Annotated in this window: 11 protein-coding genes; 3 read left to right on the forward strand and 8 right to left on the reverse strand. The window is 61.4% G+C overall.

Annotation, left to right across the window (positions count from 1 at the left end; genetic code table 11):
- Positions 1–24 precede the first annotated feature (24 nt).
- On the reverse strand, positions 25–2,613 hold the full coding sequence (locus SLW74_RS01165) for a glycosyltransferase family 2 protein (protein WP_410927883.1): 2,589 nt from the start codon (positions 2,611–2,613) through the stop codon (positions 25–27).
- 232 nt (positions 2,614–2,845) lie between these two features.
- On the opposite strand from SLW74_RS01165, the gene tcdA reads away from it, so the two are divergent.
- Positions 2,846–3,664 (forward strand): tRNA cyclic N6-threonylcarbamoyladenosine(37) synthase TcdA, encoded by an 819-nt coding sequence (gene tcdA, locus SLW74_RS01170; RefSeq protein WP_410927884.1) that lies wholly within the window; start codon positions 2,846–2,848, stop codon positions 3,662–3,664.
- 17 nt (positions 3,665–3,681) lie between these two features.
- Here the strand turns inward: tcdA and SLW74_RS01175 are convergent, their stop codons facing one another.
- The 4 genes from SLW74_RS01175 to SLW74_RS01190 all read right to left on the reverse strand — a co-directional run bounded on the left by SLW74_RS01175 (position 3,682) and on the right by SLW74_RS01190 (position 6,781).
- Positions 3,682–4,086, reverse strand: a complete 405-nt coding sequence (locus tag SLW74_RS01175) for a SufE family protein (RefSeq protein WP_410927885.1) — start codon at positions 4,084–4,086, stop codon at positions 3,682–3,684.
- Complete coding sequence (locus SLW74_RS01180) at positions 4,083–5,288, reverse strand: aminotransferase class V-fold PLP-dependent enzyme (RefSeq protein ID WP_065989860.1); 1,206 nt, start codon at positions 5,286–5,288, stop codon at positions 4,083–4,085. Before SLW74_RS01180 ends, SLW74_RS01175 begins: the two co-directional genes overlap by 4 nt.
- Positions 5,289–5,352: 64 nt before the next feature.
- Positions 5,353–6,387, reverse strand: a complete 1,035-nt coding sequence (gene dapD / locus SLW74_RS01185) for a 2,3,4,5-tetrahydropyridine-2,6-dicarboxylate N-succinyltransferase (RefSeq protein ID WP_410927886.1) — start codon at positions 6,385–6,387, stop codon at positions 5,353–5,355.
- A gap of 31 nt (positions 6,388–6,418) precedes the next feature.
- On the reverse strand, positions 6,419–6,781 hold the full coding sequence (locus SLW74_RS01190; protein ID WP_410927887.1) for an ArsC family reductase: 363 nt from the start codon (positions 6,779–6,781) through the stop codon (positions 6,419–6,421).
- A 255-nt stretch (positions 6,782–7,036) separates the two neighbouring features.
- Here SLW74_RS01190 and SLW74_RS01195 point away from each other — a divergent pair, with 255 nt between their 5' ends.
- Positions 7,037–8,683, forward strand: coding sequence for a Na+/H+ antiporter (locus SLW74_RS01195; RefSeq protein WP_410927888.1), 1,647 nt, complete (start codon positions 7,037–7,039; stop codon positions 8,681–8,683).
- A gap of 30 nt (positions 8,684–8,713) precedes the next feature.
- On the opposite strand, the gene dapC is transcribed toward SLW74_RS01195, so the two are convergent.
- The 3 genes from dapC to map all read right to left on the reverse strand — a co-directional run bounded on the left by dapC (position 8,714) and on the right by map (position 13,573).
- Complete coding sequence (dapC, locus tag SLW74_RS01200; protein WP_410927889.1) at positions 8,714–9,910, reverse strand: succinyldiaminopimelate transaminase; 1,197 nt, start codon at positions 9,908–9,910, stop codon at positions 8,714–8,716.
- A 96-nt stretch (positions 9,911–10,006) separates the two neighbouring features.
- Complete coding sequence (locus SLW74_RS01205) at positions 10,007–12,706, reverse strand: [protein-PII] uridylyltransferase (RefSeq protein WP_065989850.1); 2,700 nt, start codon at positions 12,704–12,706, stop codon at positions 10,007–10,009.
- A gap of 84 nt (positions 12,707–12,790) precedes the next feature.
- Entirely contained in the window at positions 12,791–13,573 is a 783-nt protein-coding gene (gene map / locus SLW74_RS01210; protein WP_410927890.1) for a type I methionyl aminopeptidase, read from the reverse strand.
- A 338-nt stretch (positions 13,574–13,911) separates the two neighbouring features.
- Here map and rpsB point away from each other — a divergent pair, with 338 nt between their 5' ends.
- On the forward strand, positions 13,912–14,652 hold the full coding sequence (gene rpsB / locus SLW74_RS01215) for a 30S ribosomal protein S2 (RefSeq protein WP_065989848.1): 741 nt from the start codon (positions 13,912–13,914) through the stop codon (positions 14,650–14,652).
- Positions 14,653–14,716 lie beyond the last annotated feature (64 nt).

Below are 14,716 nucleotides of genomic sequence, written 5' to 3' on the forward strand. Positions count from 1 at the left end.
CGTTTAGTACAGCGCCCCATTGTTTCAGGCGGTAGCGGGTTCGTCTGCCGGTTTTGGTTTTGGCAGTGAAGACAGAAACGCCATGATCAGCGCCGCGAGGTACGGCAGCGACTGCACGAGCAGCATGATGACCCAGAAGCGCATGTCGTTGCTCGGCAGGCCCTGCACCAGACAGATGCCCAGCGCCGCGCCCCACAGCATCAGCATGATGAACAGCTCTTCGCGGGCCTCGGAAATCGCCACCAGCAAGCCATGGCTTTCGGCGTTTTTCGGGGTGCGGAAGAACGGGATGCTGGTGGTGAAGAACCCGTACAGCACGGCTTTGGCGATGGTGTGAGACAGCGCCAGCCCCGCGAGGGCCGCATAGAATGCGTCCGTGAGGTTCACGCCCACGGCGCGACGGTAAAGGAAGATGATCTTGCCGACCTTGAAGAAGAACAGCGCCAGCGGCGGGATCGCGAAAATCAGCAGCGGCGGGTCAACCCGGTTGGGCACGATGATCATCGCCGACGACCAGAGCAATGCGCCAACCGTGAAGAAGATATTCATGCCATCGGCCACCCACGGCAGCCAGCCCGCGAGGAAGTGATAACGCTGGCCACGGGTCAGTTCGGTGTCTTTGCCGCGCAGCAGGCTGGCAGCGTGACGCTTGATGATCTGAATCGCACCGTAGGCCCAGCGGAATCGCTGCTTCTTGAAGTCGATGAAGGTGTCGGGCATCAGGCCCTTGCCGAAGCTGTTGTGGGCGTACGCCGCCGAATAGCCTTTTTCGAACACGCGCAGGCCCAGCTCGGCGTCTTCGCAGATGCACCAGTCCGCCCAGCCCAGTTCTTCCAGAACCGAACGACGGGTCATGGTCATGGTGCCGTGCTGAATGATCGCGTCGCGGTCGTTGCGGGTGACCATGCCGATGTAGAAGAAGCCTTTGTATTCGGAGTAGCAGAGCTTCTTGAACGCGCTTTCGTGCTGGTCGCGATAGTCCTGGGGCGACTGCACTACAGCGATTTTCGGATCGGCGAAGTGCGGGACCATGTGCTTGAGCCAGTTGCGATCAACGCAGTAGTCCGAGTCGATCACGGCAATCACTTCGGCGTCCGGCGCGGTGTGCGGGATCAGGTAGTTCAGGGCGCCGCCCTTGAACCCGGCCAGGGGAGCGACGTGGAAAAACTTGAAGCGCGGGCCGAGCATTTCGCAATGGGCCTTGACCGGCTCCCACACGGCGGGGTCCTTGGTGTTGTTGTCGATCAGCAACACTTCGAAATCCGGGTAATCCAGTGCGGCCAGTGCGTTGAGGGTCTGTTTGACCATCTCCGGCGGCTCGTTGTAGCAGGGCACGTGGATAGAGACTTTCGGTCTGTAGGCCGAATCCCCTTCAACGGGCAGGAATTCGCGGCGGCGCTTGTGCGTCCACACCGCTTCGGCCAGTTCGTGCGCCTCGGTCAGCAGCACGATGAAAACACCGAACGCGCCCAGTGCCAGTAAAAATCCTACGAGCAGGCTGAACCAGGTGCTGTATTGCTGACTGTAGTCGTAGCCGATCCACACCAGAACCGAGCCGCACAGGAAGGCGATGAAGGTCAGGAATGTCCGGCCACGCTGACGCAGCGCCGAGCCATCAATCAGCAGCAAGGCGAGGGCGAGCATCGCCAATACTGCCGAGCCGATCGCGAGCACGCGCCACTGCGGGATCGCCACGACCGGGCCTTCGAAATTGAATTTCGGCTGGCGGGCAGCGTTGTAAACGCCCCAATACGCCCCGACAGAGCCTTCGTCGCTGGCTTTCCACGGCTGGTCGAAGGCCTCGATCACGAAGTAGTTGAAGCCCTGACGGTTGAGCTTGTTGACCAGCGTGCGCAGGTAAACCGCTTGATCCGCCTGGGTGGCGTCCGCACCGCCACGCATGTGGCCGTTGCTTGGCCAGCCGACTTCAGAGAGCAGCAGCGGTTTTTTCGGGAACATGCGTTTCAATTCGCGGGCGCGGTCGAGCACGTACTGCCCGGCCTTATCCATCGGGATGTATTCCCAGTACGGCAGGATGTGCGCGGCGACCAGGTCAACGTGCTTGGCCAGTTCCGGGTACTTCTCCCAGATATGCCACTGCTCGGACGTGGTCACCGGGACTTTGACGGCGGCGCGCACGCGGTCGAGGGCGGCCATCAAGTCCTTGGGTTTGATCTCTTCGCGGTACAGCGCTTCGTTGCCGACCACCACGCGAACGACGCTGCGCGAGGTGTTCGCCAGTTCGATCGCCGTGGTGATTTCGCGCTCGTTTCGCTCCAGGTCCGGACTGATCCAGATGCCGAGGGTCACCCGCAGGCCGAACTCCTCGGCCAGCTTGGGGATGTCCTTGAGCGTGCCGTCCACCGAGTAGATACGGATGTTGTCCGTCTGCTTGCTCATCAGCTCCAGGTCCTGACGCATTTCTTCGTCGGACGGGTAGAGATCCTTCTGCGGATTCTGTCCCAGCCGGAAAGGCGAATAGGAAAAGCCGGAGATCTGTTCAGGCCAGTTGGGGGCGGTGACGGGGCGGTTGATCAGCGCCCAGAAGCCGGTGAACAGCGCAGCGATCGCCACGACGACAACGAGGTTGAGTCCAAATTTACGCGATGACATAGGTGCTTCAGGTTCCAAAAGGGGAACGGGGAGGAGTGACAGGGTACAGCGGGCCGAAACTTTGGCAACCGACACGTGTTCAAGTTCTGTTCGGCCACGCATGTGAGACGTTACCGGCTCTCTGCGGGCCTGCCGGGAAAGCGCTGACTTTCAGACCAAACGCCTGCAACTCAGCGCTTTGCGAATCGCCGTCAGGGCCTATAATGCGCGCCGGTTTTTTGGGGTATTGGTCATGAGCACAGAAGATCCGCGTTTCGCTGGCGTCGCCCGCCTGTACGGCATCGAGGGCCTGGAACGCCTGCGCGCGGCCCACGTGGCGGTGGTCGGCATAGGCGGCGTGGGTTCCTGGGCGGCGGAAGCCATGGCGCGCTGTGGCGTGGGCGAGATTTCCCTGTTTGATCTGGACGACGTGTGCGTCAGCAACAGCAACCGCCAGTTGCACGCCCTGAGCAGCACCGTTGGCCGCGCCAAGGTCGAAGTCATGGCCGACCGTCTGCGGGAGATCAATCCCGATTGCGTGGTCCACGCCGTCGCCGACTTCGTCACCCGAGAGACCATGGCCGAATACATCACGCCGGACATCGACTGCGTGCTCGATTGCATCGACAGCGTCAACGCCAAAGCGGCACTCATCGCCTGGTGCAAGCGCCGCAAGATCCAGATCATCACCACCGGCGGCGCGGGCGGGCAGATCGACCCGACCTTGATTCAGGTCTGCGACCTCAACCGGACATTCAACGATCCGCTGGCGTCCAAAGTGCGTTCGACCCTGCGGCGGGACTACGGCTTTTCTCGCACGGTCACCCGCCATTACAGCGTGCCGTGTGTGTTCTCCACCGAGCAACTGCGCTACCCGAAACCGGACGGCAGCATTTGCCTCCAGAAAAGCTTCGTCGGCGACGGCGTGAAGCTGGACTGCGCGGGTGGTTTTGGCGCGGTCATGATGGTCACCGCCACGTTCGGGATGGTCGCCGCGACCAAGGCCGTGGACAAAATCGTCGCCGGCGTGCGACGCCCGTCGGAGCGGACCAAGGCGCAGCCTGCGGCCTGACGGCTGGGTAAGCGGTCTCAGCCGGCCAGCTGTCGCATCTTCTGCAACACGGCATTCAGCCCGTTGCTGCGGGAGGGCGACAGCTGGCGACTTAATCCCAGCTGCGCATACCACTCAACCAGATCCACCTGTTGCAGTTCTTGCAACGACAGACCGTTGACCCGAGCCAGCAGCAACGCCACCAGACCCCGAATCAAGCGCGCATCGCTGGCGGCGCGGAACTGCCAGTGCCCGTCGATCACGTCGCCCATCAGCCAGACCTTGCTCTCGCAGCCGTCCACCCGATGCTCGTCGGTTTTTTCTTCGTCGCTCATGGGCGGCAGCCGATCACCCCATTGCATCAGCAACCGTGCGCGCTGCTCCCAGCTCAATGACCCGTTGAAGGTTTCCAGCGCCGCATGCGCATCGGACGGCAGGCTCATCGCAACAGCTCCAACGCTTGATCCAGTGCGATGAAAAACCGCTCCAGATCATCGGAGTCGTTGTACAGCCCCAGCGACACGCGGATTGCGCCAGAGAGGCCTAAACCACTGATCAACGGGATGGCGCAGTGGTGACCGGCGCGAACGGCAACCCCTTGCTCGGTCAGCAGGTGCGCAAGATCGGCGTTGTGCACGCCCTCGACGATGAAACTCACCAGCGCCACGTGGGGATCGCCCAGCACTCTTACGCCGTCGCGCAGCATCAGCCCGGCGCGCAGCCGCTCATGCAGGCGGGCTTCGTATTCGGCGACAGCGGATTGATTGAGTGCGTTGAGATAATCCAGCGTCGCGCCGAGGCCGATCACCGCGCTGATGGGCGGCGTGCCCGCCTCGAAGCCCAGCGGTGCAGGACGAAACGTAGCCGTCTGGTAACCGGTCTGCAGGACCATTTCGCCGCCGAACTGCCAATGCTGCAACTGTGCCAGCGCCTGATGTCGGCCGAACAGCACGCCCACGCCGTCCGGGCCATAGAGCTTGTGGCTGGAAAACACATAGAAGTCGCAGCCGATGTCTTGCACATCGTGTCGGCCATGGACGACGCCTTGGGCGCCGTCAATCACCGTCAGCGCGCCCTGTGCCTGGGCCAGCGCGACGAGCTGCCGGACCGGCTGCCAGGTGCCGAGCACGTTGGACAACTGGCTGACTGCCAGCAATCGGGTGCCTGGAGTGATGAGTTCGGCGGCGGCCTCAACATCAATCACACCCGCCTCGGTGACGGGCAGGACCACCAGCTTCAGGTCGCGACGCAGGGCCAGTTGCTGCCAGGGCAACAGATTGGCGTGGTGCTCCAGCGCGCTGATGACAATCTCGTCGCCGGCCTGAAACACGTGCTCCAGGCCATACGCGAGCAGGTTGAACGCGGAGGTGGCGCCGTGGGTAAAAACGATTTGCCCCGATGCGCCGGCATTCAGCCATTCGCCGGCCTTGCGCCGCGTGTCCTCGAAGGCCTGTGTTGCCATCGCGCCCGGCAGGTGCTGGGCGCGATGCACGTTCGCCGCGCCATTGGCGTAGTAATGCACCGTGGCGTCGATCAGGGCTTGGGGTTTTTGTGCGGTGGCGGCGCTGTCCAGGTAGGTCTGGCCTTGCCGTTGCAGGGCGTCGATGGCCGGAAAGTCAGCGCGCCAGGGAGAAATGAGGGGCATATCAGTCACGCTCGTTGAGGCGGGCTCGGCCCCTGAAGGAAACCGAACCCGCACGCAGCATCGATCAGTTGTGAGCGTGCAGCGCTTCGTTCAGCTCGATGGCCGACTTGTGGGATTTGCACTCCACTGCGCCGGTCTGCGAGTTGCGACGGAACAGCAGGTCTGGTTGGCCGGCCAGCTCACGGGCCTTCACGACTTTGACCAGCTCGTTTTTGTCGTCCAGCAGCGCCACTTTGGTGCCGGCGGTGACGTACAGACCGGCTTCAACGGTGCTGCGATCGCCCAACGGAATGCCGATGCCGGCGTTCGCGCCGATCAGGCAGCCTTCGCCGACCTTGATCACCATGTTGCCGCCGCCCGACAGCGTGCCCATGGTCGAGCAGCCGCCGCCCAGGTCCGAACCCTTGCCGACGAATACGCCAGCCGACACGCGACCTTCGATCATGCCCGGGCCTTCGGTGCCGCCGTTGAAGTTGACGAAACCTTCGTGCATCACGGTGGTGCCTTCGCCGATGTAGGCGCCCAGACGCACGCGCGCCGTGTCAGCGATGCGCACACCGGCCGGCACGACGTAGTCGGTCATTTTCGGGAATTTGTCCACCGAGAAGACCTCCAGAAAGTGGCCTTTCAGGCGAGCTTCCAACTGACGCTCGGCCAGTTCGCCCAGGTCGATGGCGCCCTGGCTGGTCCACGCGACGTTCGGCAGCAGGGGGAACACGCCGGCGAGGCTCAAACCGTGGGGCTTGACCAGACGATGGGACAGCAAATGCAGCTTGAGGTAAGCCTCAGGGGTGGAGGTCAGCGCGGCGTCTTCAGCCAGCAGCGTGGCAACCAGCGGGTTGTGGCTTTCGGCGAGTCGGGTCAGCAGTGCGGCCTGGGTGTCGTCGATACCCTTGAGTGCATTGGCCAGACGCGAGGACAGATCAGTGTTGAATGCGATGGCCTGATTGCCACCGGTGTAGCCCAGGATCGGCGCGATGGCGGCGACGATTTCAGCCGACGGGTTGAGCAGCGGCAGGGCGTAGAAAACTTCCAGCCAGGTGCCTTGACGGTTTTGTGTGCCAACGCCAAAGGCCAGGCTGAACAGAGAAGTGGACATGCAGATACCTCGTTATTTAGGGCTATCTCAATCAGGCGATAGCCGCAGCGTACAGTTCGGGTTTAAAGCCAATCAGGGTTTTTTCGCCAAGATCCAGCACCGGGCGTTTGATCATCGAGGGCTGGGCGAGCATCAGCTCAATGGCCTTTTCCTGGTCGAGGTCGGCTTTCTGCGCCTCCTCCAGTTTGCGAAAGGTCGTGCCGGCGCGGTTGAGGACCGTCTGCCAGCCATGCTCGTTGCACCAACGGGCCAGGTGGTCCCGATCAATGCCCTGGGTCTTGTAATCGTGGAAATCGTAATTCACCGATTTTTCATCGAGCCAGGTGCGCGCCTTCTTCATTGTGTCGCACGCCTTGATCCCAAACAGGTGCAACGTGTGGGTTTCCTTGGCCATCGGCCTGCTCCTTTCGGGACGGTTGAAAAAAACGGTGGAGGATTATGCCACGTACACGCCGGGTAAGCGCGGCGGGCCGACGCTTTGTCCGTTCGAGGTGGGTTTGCGCGGCGTGACCTGGGGCGACAATGGCCGGCTACCAGGGATGTATCAGAAACCCATGACCCCTTGCAGCCGCTATGAGGGGCACTTTGCCGGACGCATCGGGTCTGTTGCCGATGTCAGTCATGTGCCACACGCTTGGGGAAACACGCAATGCAATCAGCCTATACCGTCCTTATCTTGTTGACGCTGGTAGGTGTCTCGCGATTGCTGGCCCGGGTGATTCCGCTGCCGTTGCCGCTGGTGCAGATCGCCGCGGGCGCTTTACTCGCCTGGCCGACGCTGGGCCTGCACGTGGCGCTCGACCCTGAGCTGTTCCTGTTTCTGTTCCTGCCGCCGCTGCTGTTTTCCGATGGCTGGCGCATGCCCAAGCGCGATCTCTGGCGCTATCGCGGCGCAATCCTGACCCTCGCGGTCGGGCTGGTGATTTTTACCGTGATCGGCGCCGGTTACTTCATCCACTGGCTGCTGCCTTCCATTCCCTTGCCTGTCGCCTTTGCGTTGGCCGCGGTGCTGTCCCCGACCGACGCCGTGGCGGTTTCGGCCATCGCCCAGGACCGGCTGCCCGCGCCGATCATGCGCATGCTCCAGGGCGAGGCATTGATGAACGACGCCACCGGCCTGGTCACCTTTAAGTTTGCCCTCGCAGCTGCCATCACAGGCGTGTTCTCCCTGACCGATGCCAGCCTGAATTTTGTGCTGGTGGCGTGTGGCGGTCTGGCCGTCGGCGTTGCGCTCAGTTGGGTGGTGGGGCGTCTGCGCAGCCGGATGATCACCCGGGGCTGGGATGATCCGGCGACCCACGTTGTCTTCATGTTGCTGCTGCCGTTTGCCGCTTACGTCTTGGCCGAGCGCCTTGAACTGTCCGGCATTCTCTCGGCGGTGGCGGCGGGGATGATGCAAAGCTGGGTCGATCTGCTGCCCCGCCAGACCACTACTCGACTGCTCAATCGTAGCGTGTGGACCCTCCTGGAGTTTGCGTTCAACGGCCTGATCTTCCTGCTGCTGGGCTTGCAACTGCCGGACATCATTACCGCCGTTACCCACCACGAAGCGACCCTGTGGCCGACACTGTTGTGGCGTTGCCTGGATGTGCTGGCGATTTTCGTCGTGCTGGCGGTGTTGCGTTACATTTGGGTGCAGAGCGTCTGGCGGCTGATGATCCAGATTCGGCGCTGGCGCGGCAGGGGCGATGGCACGCTGGATCTGTCGACCCGTTCTTCATTGCTGCTGACGGTGGGCGGGGTGCGCGGTGCAGTCACGCTCGCGGGTACGTTGTCGGTGCCGCTGCTGATCAGCGCCAGCGTCGACTTTCCCGAGCGTGATTTGCTGATTTTCATCGCGGCAGGGGTGATCCTGCTGTCGCTGGTGTCGGCGAGCATTGGCTTGCCGCTGCTGCTGCGTGGGCAGGTCAATGAGCCGGACACGCGCATGAAGCGCGAAGTGCGGGATGCCTGGAAACGGACGGCTCAGGCGGCAATCAAGACACTGGAGAACGAAGCGATCCCCGCAGCCACGGATTCACCCGAGGCTGCGCAGGCGGTGCTCGCGATAGAAGTAAAGGCGCGGATCATGTCCGAGTACCGCCAGCGCCTGGATATATTCAACGACACCGCCGAGGCCCAGGCGCTGGCCTTCCAGATGGACCAACTGGAGAAACGCATGCGCCTCAACGCCCTGCGTGCCCAGCGTCTGGAGCTTTACAACCTGCACCGTCATCACCAGATCGGCGATGACGTGCTGCGCCTGGTGCTGGCGGAACTCGATCTCAACGAAGCCAATCTGGGTCTGGCGCACTGAGGCACGAATAACGCATCAGCAGGACAGGTATCAGCGGCTCGTGACGAAATCCCGGATGCGCTCGGCGGCTTCGATGCACTCGGCCAGCGGTGCGACCAGTGCCATGCGCACGCGGCCGGCGCCGGGGCTGAAGCCGTCGACGTCCCGGGACAGGTACGAGCCTGGCACCACCGTCACGTGTTCAGTGACGAACAGATCACGGCAGAACTTCGCGTCATCAGTCCCGACGTTGGGCCACAGATAGAAGCCGCCGTCGGGGCGCTGCACGTCCATGACCGGGCTGAGGATTTCCAGCACAGCGTCAAACTTCTCCCGGTACAGCGTGCGGTTGGCGCGCACGTGTTCTTCGTCGCTCCAGGCCGCGATGCTTGCCAGTTGCGTTTGCACCGGCATTGCGCAGCCGTGGTAGGTGCGATAAAGCAGAAACGCCTTGAGAATGTCGGCATCGCCTGCGACAAAACCTGAACGCAGGCCCGGCAGGTTCGAACGCTTGGACAGGCTGTGGAACACCACGCAGCGCTTGAAATCCTGGCGGCCCAGTTCCGCGCAGGCGCTGAGCAGCCCGGCCGGCGGGGTCGCTTCGTCAAAATACAGCTCGCTGTAGCACTCGTCGGCCGCGATCACGAAATCGTGCTTGTCGGCCAGCGCAATGAGCTTCTTCAGGGTTTCCAGCGGGATCAGCGCACCGGTCGGGTTGCCCGGCGAGCACAGAAACAGAATCTGGCAGCGGTCCCAGACATCAGCACTGACCGCGTCGAAATCCGGGTTGAACCCATGTTCGGCCAGGCAAGGCAGATAGTGCGGAGTGGCGCCGGCCAGAAACGCTGCGCCCTCATAGATTTGGTAAAACGGGTTGGGGCTGATCACCAAACCGTTGTCAGCACGATTGACGACCGTCTGGGTAAAGGCAAACAGCGCCTCGCGGGTGCCGTTGACCGGCAGCACATGTTTCGCTGCATCCAGCCAGCCGGCCGGCACGCTGAAACGGCGCTCGCACCAGTGAGCGATGGCTTCACGCAGCGCAGGAATCCCTGCCGTGGTCGGGTAGACCGCCATCTGATCGAGGTTGTCGGCCAGCGCCTTGGCCACGAACTCTGGCGACTTGTGCTTGGGTTCGCCGATCGACAGGGCGATCGGACGTTTGTCCGGATTCGGCGTGACGGCACCGAGCAAGGCGCGGAGTTTCTCGAAAGGGTAGGGCTGAAGCTGCTGCAGGGCGTTATTCATGTCGAATCGTTCTCAAGGCTGGGCGCCCGCACTCGTGTTCACGATGTGGCAGGGCGCCGTTGAATCAAGTCGGTATGGCTGGCCGTCCTGGCCGGTTCAAATGCTGATGCGCAACTCGCTGCCGGGCTCGGGATTGACGCTGAGCTGTTCGACGATTTCATCCTGCAGGCGTCGGCACAGCTGCGGATCGGACAGCGGCTGGTGGTTTTCATCGGTCAGGAAGAACACGTCTTCCACGCGCTCGCCCAACGTGGCGATCTTGGCGTTCTGCAGTGACAGATCGAACTCCAGGAAGATCTTGCCCAGTCGCGCCAGCAGCCCGGGGCGATCCGGCGCGCTGAGTTCCAGCACCGTGACTGGCCGTTGCGCGTCGTTGGAAATCGTCACCACAGGCGCGAAGGCAAAGTGCTTGAGCTGACGCGGTACCCGGCGTTTGATGATCGTCGGGTAATCGTCGGGGTTGCGCAGCGCCTCGGTCAGTCCTTCGCGAATGGCCTTGATGCGCTCCGGGTTTTCACCGATCGAGCCGCCTTCACTGTCGAGCACGATGTAGGTGTCGAGGGTGAACTGGCTGGTGGAGGTGATGACCCGGGCGTCGTGAATGTTCAGGTTCAGCTGGTCCATCGCCGCCACGGTCACGGCGAAGAAGTCATGCTGGTCGGGCGCATAAATGAATATCTGCGTGCCGCCTTCAAACTCGCGCTGGGTGGTTTCCTTGATCAGCACCAGCGGGCCGCCATCGGCCGGCTGCTGCAAAATCGCGTCGCTGTGCCAGGCCACGTCGCCTGCGGTGTGACGCAGGAAATAGTCATCACCCAGTTGCGACCACAATTGCTCGACGTCGTCGGGATCAGTGCCGCTGCGCACCAGAATATCCAGGGCGGCGCTTTGGGTGCGACGGATCTGCTCCTCGCGGTCGACCGGATTCTCCAGCCCACGCTTGAGCGCGCGCTTGGTCTCGGTGTACAGCTGGCGCAACAGGCTGGCCCGCCACGAGTTCCACAGCGTCGGATTGGTCGCGTTGATGTCGGCGATGGTCAGCACGTAGAGGTAGTCCAGATGCACTTCATCGCCGACGAACTGGGCGAAGTCGTGAATCACTTGCGGGTCGGACAAGTCCTTGCGCTGGGCGGTGGTCGACATCACCAGATGGTTCTGCACCAGCCAGACAATCAGCTGGGTGTCCCAGTGGGGCAGGTGATGACGAATGCCGAACGCTTCGGCATCCACCGCGCCCAGTTCCGAATGATCGCCGCCGCGGCCCTTGCCGATGTCGTGGTACAGCCCGGCCAGATAAATAAGCTCGGGCTTGGGCAGTCTGGCCATGAGCTTGCTGGCCAGCGGGAATTTCTCTGACACCTGGGTGTATTGCAGCTTACGCAGGTGCTTGATCAGGTTCAGCGTATGGGCGTCGACCGTGTAGATGTGGAACAGGTCGTGCTGCATCTGCCCGACGATGTGGCCGAACTCTGGCAGGTACAGCCCGAGAATGCCGTAACGGTTCATCCGCCGCAGGTTGCGGTGGATGCCGATCTCGCATTTGAACAACTCGATGAACAGGCTGGTGTTGCGGATATCGTTGCGGAAATCGTCGTTGATCAGGTAGCGGTGTTCCCGCAGCAGCCGGATGGTGTCGGCGCGCACGCCTTTTATCTCCGGGCGCTGCGCCATCAGCACGAAGATCTCGAGCATCGCGAACGGCGTGCGCTTGAAAACGTTTGGATGAGTCGCCTCGATGTAGCCGTCATGCAGCTGGAAGCGCGAGTTGATCGTCTCGGTGACCGTGCCTTCGTCGTCCGCGAGAATCACTTCTTCGAAGTGCTGGATGATCAGGTCGCTGAGCTGCGCAATGCTCATGACCTCCCGGTAGTACTTCTGCATGAAGCGCTCTATGGCCAGCTTGGCGTCACTGTCTTCGTAACCCAGCAGGCGCGCGATGCTGGTCTGGTAATCGAACAGCAGTCGGTCTTCGGAACGACCGGCCAGCATGTGCAGCGCATAACGGACCTTCCAGAGAAATTCCTGGGAGGACGCCAGCAGCGCGTTTTCGCTCTCCAGCAGAAAACCCTCGTCGGCCAGTGCGTGCAGATTCAGCGTGCCGTACTGGCGACGGGCAACCCAGAGAATGGTCTGGATATCCCGCAGCCCGCCGGGCGAGCCTTTGACGTTGGGCTCGAGGTTGTACTCGGTGTCGAAATATTTGTGATGACGGTTCTTCTGCTCGGCGCGCTTGGCCAGGAAGAACTCCTTGCTCGGCCACATTTCGCGGGTGCTGGTGACGGCGAGCATGCGTTGACGCAGTCGCTCGGGGCCGGCAATCGTGCGGCTCTCCATCAAATTCGTAATGACGGTGAGATCGGCCCGTGCCTCGGTGACGCATTCGTCCACTGAACGCACGCTCTGACCGACCTCCAGGCCGATGTCCCACAGCAGCGTCAGAAAACGCTCGATGGAATCGCGGAAAACCTCATGGTCGGCGCTGTCCAGCAGGATCAGCAGATCAATGTCGGAGTAGGGGTGCAGTTCGCCGCGACCGTAGCCGCCGACCGCCAGCAGGGCGATGTCGGCGTCTTCGCTCCAGTCGAACTGATCCCAGGCTTGCTGCAGGATGTTATCGACGAACCAGGCGCGGTCTTCGATCAGGCGGCGAATTTCCCGGCCTGACTTGAAGCGTCCGTCCAGCACTTCACGCGCCTGACGGATAGCTTTCTTGAAGGCGGGTATGGGGCTGGCCTTCAGCGCCAGCTCGGCCTGAAACTGGCCGCGATCGAATAAATCTGGGTCCACCTGCGGCATCGAACTGCTTTCCTTCTATCTATACCGACCGTGCTAAACCAACCGTGCTGGCTGTAACGACCACAATGGCGAGTGACGTCGCGATCAGGCCGAGGTGCGGGCGATGGTGTCATCGCTGCGCAGGGTGAAGATTTCGTAGCCGGTCGCGGTCACCAGAATGGTGTGCTCCCACTGCGCCGACAGCTTGCGGTCCTTGGTGATGGCTGTCCAGCCGTCGCCCAGCAGACGCGTGTCAGCCTTGCCCTGATTGATCATCGGTTCGATGGTGAAGGTCATGCCTTCCTTGAGCTCCATTCCTTTACCAGCCTCGCCGTAGTGCAGAATTTGCGGCTCTTCATGGAAGACCCTGCCGATGCCGTGGCCGCAGTATTCGCGGACGACGGAGAAGCCGTTCTTTTCGGCATGTTTCTGGATCACTTCGCCGATATCGCCCAGGCGCGCACCGGGCTTGACCATTTCGATGCCTTTATAAAGGCACTCTTGGGTGACGCGGGACAAACGCTCGGCCCACTCAGGCACCTTGCCCACGTGGAACATCTTGCTGGTATCACCGTGGTAGCCGTCCTTGATGACGGTCACGTCGATGTTCAGCACGTCACCATTCTTGAGCGGCTTCTCGTTCGGAATGCCGTGGCAGACGACATGGTTGATCGAGGTACAGATGGATTTCGGGAAACCCTTGTAATTCAGCGGCGCCGGAATGGCTTTCTGCTCGTTGACGATGTAATCGTGGCAGAGGCGGTCCAGCTCGTCGGTGGTTACGCCAGGCTTTACATGGGCGCCGATCATTTCCAGCACGTCGGCAGCCAGGCGGCCGGCAATTCGCATCTTTTCGATGTCTTCGGGGGTTTTCAGTGTCACGGTCATTAAACAGGCTCTCTCGGCGCGGCGCAGCCACGGCTTGATACGGAAAAAACGCGATTCTACCAGACCGTCGTCAGGCGGGTTATCATCCCGTCTCCCTTCGAGCAGGCAGGGTGCCTGACGGCTCGCACGAGGGAGGCAAAAGCGTCGGGAAAACAGGCTCTTATTTCGAGTTCCGTTATCCGGTTTTTTGTGATATAAAATGCGCCGCTTTACGGGGTCTGCCCCGAAAGCTCTAACCCACACACGTGTCGACACGATGACCTGGGTGCCTTCGGCTCAAGCCGCTGGTTGGTCATTGGGATACGTGGAGGCCTAACCCGACTTATCAAGGAACTATCATGTCCCAAGTCAACATGCGCGATATGCTGAAGGCCGGTGTGCACTTCGGTCACCAGACCCGTTACTGGAACCCGAAAATGGGTAAATACATTTTCGGCGCGCGCAACAAGATTCACATCATCAACCTTGAAAAAACCCTGCCTATGTTCAACGAAGCTTTGACTTTCGTTGAGCGCCTGGCCCAGGGCAAAAACAAGATTCTGTTCGTCGGCACCAAGCGTTCCGCTGGCAAGATCGTTGCTGAAGAAGCAGCACGTTGCGGTTCGCCGTACGTCGATCACCGCTGGTTGGGCGGCATGCTGACCAACTTCAAGACCATCCGCGCTTCCATCAAGCGTCTGCGTGATCTCGAAGTCCAGGCAGAAGACGGCACGTTCACCAAGCTGACCAAGAAAGAGGCGCTGATGCGCACTCGCGATCTGGAAAAGCTGGATCGCAGCCTGGGTGGCATCAAGGACATGGGCGGTCTGCCAGACGCCCTGTTCGTTATCGACGTTGATCACGAGCGCATCGCGATCACCGAAGCCAACAAGCTGGGTATCCCGGTCATCGGCGTTGTCGACACCAACAGTAGCCCTGAAGGCGTTGACTACATCATCCCGGGCAACGATGACGCAATCCGTGCCATTCAGTTGTACATGGGTTCGATGGCTGACGCTGTAATCCGTGGTCGCAACAACAATGCTGGCGGCACCGACGTTTACGCTGAAGAAGCTCCAGCGGCAACTGTTGAAGGCTGAGTAACTAACGCCTGGCGTTGACTCAGTACGCAAAAAGGGGGCTTGGCCCCCTTTTTGCCACCTC

This window comes from Pseudomonas sp. W5-36, assembly GCF_046540455.1.
Taxonomy (GTDB): domain Bacteria; phylum Pseudomonadota; class Gammaproteobacteria; order Pseudomonadales; family Pseudomonadaceae; genus Aquipseudomonas; species Aquipseudomonas graminis_B.

Coding starts and splice junctions, on each gene's coding strand:
- tcdA (WP_410927884.1), top strand. CDS start 2,846: ATGAGCACAGAAGATCCGCGTTTCGCTGGCGTCGCCCGCCTGTACGGC.
- SLW74_RS01205 (WP_065989850.1), bottom strand. CDS start 12,706: ATGCCGCAGGTGGACCCAGATTTATTCGATCGCGGCCAGTTTCAGGCC.
- SLW74_RS01165 (WP_410927883.1), bottom strand. CDS start 2,613: ATGTCATCGCGTAAATTTGGACTCAACCTCGTTGTCGTCGTGGCGATC.
- SLW74_RS01190 (WP_410927887.1), bottom strand. CDS start 6,781: ATGGCCAAGGAAACCCACACGTTGCACCTGTTTGGGATCAAGGCGTGC.
- SLW74_RS01195 (WP_410927888.1), top strand. CDS start 7,037: ATGCAATCAGCCTATACCGTCCTTATCTTGTTGACGCTGGTAGGTGTC.
- rpsB (WP_065989848.1), top strand. CDS start 13,912: ATGTCCCAAGTCAACATGCGCGATATGCTGAAGGCCGGTGTGCACTTC.
- dapC (WP_410927889.1), bottom strand. CDS start 9,910: ATGAATAACGCCCTGCAGCAGCTTCAGCCCTACCCTTTCGAGAAACTC.
- SLW74_RS01180 (WP_065989860.1), bottom strand. CDS start 5,288: ATGCCCCTCATTTCTCCCTGGCGCGCTGACTTTCCGGCCATCGACGCC.
- dapD (WP_410927886.1), bottom strand. CDS start 6,387: ATGTCCACTTCTCTGTTCAGCCTGGCCTTTGGCGTTGGCACACAAAAC.
- map (WP_410927890.1), bottom strand. CDS start 13,573: ATGACCGTGACACTGAAAACCCCCGAAGACATCGAAAAGATGCGAATT.
- SLW74_RS01175 (WP_410927885.1), bottom strand. CDS start 4,086: ATGAGCCTGCCGTCCGATGCGCATGCGGCGCTGGAAACCTTCAACGGG.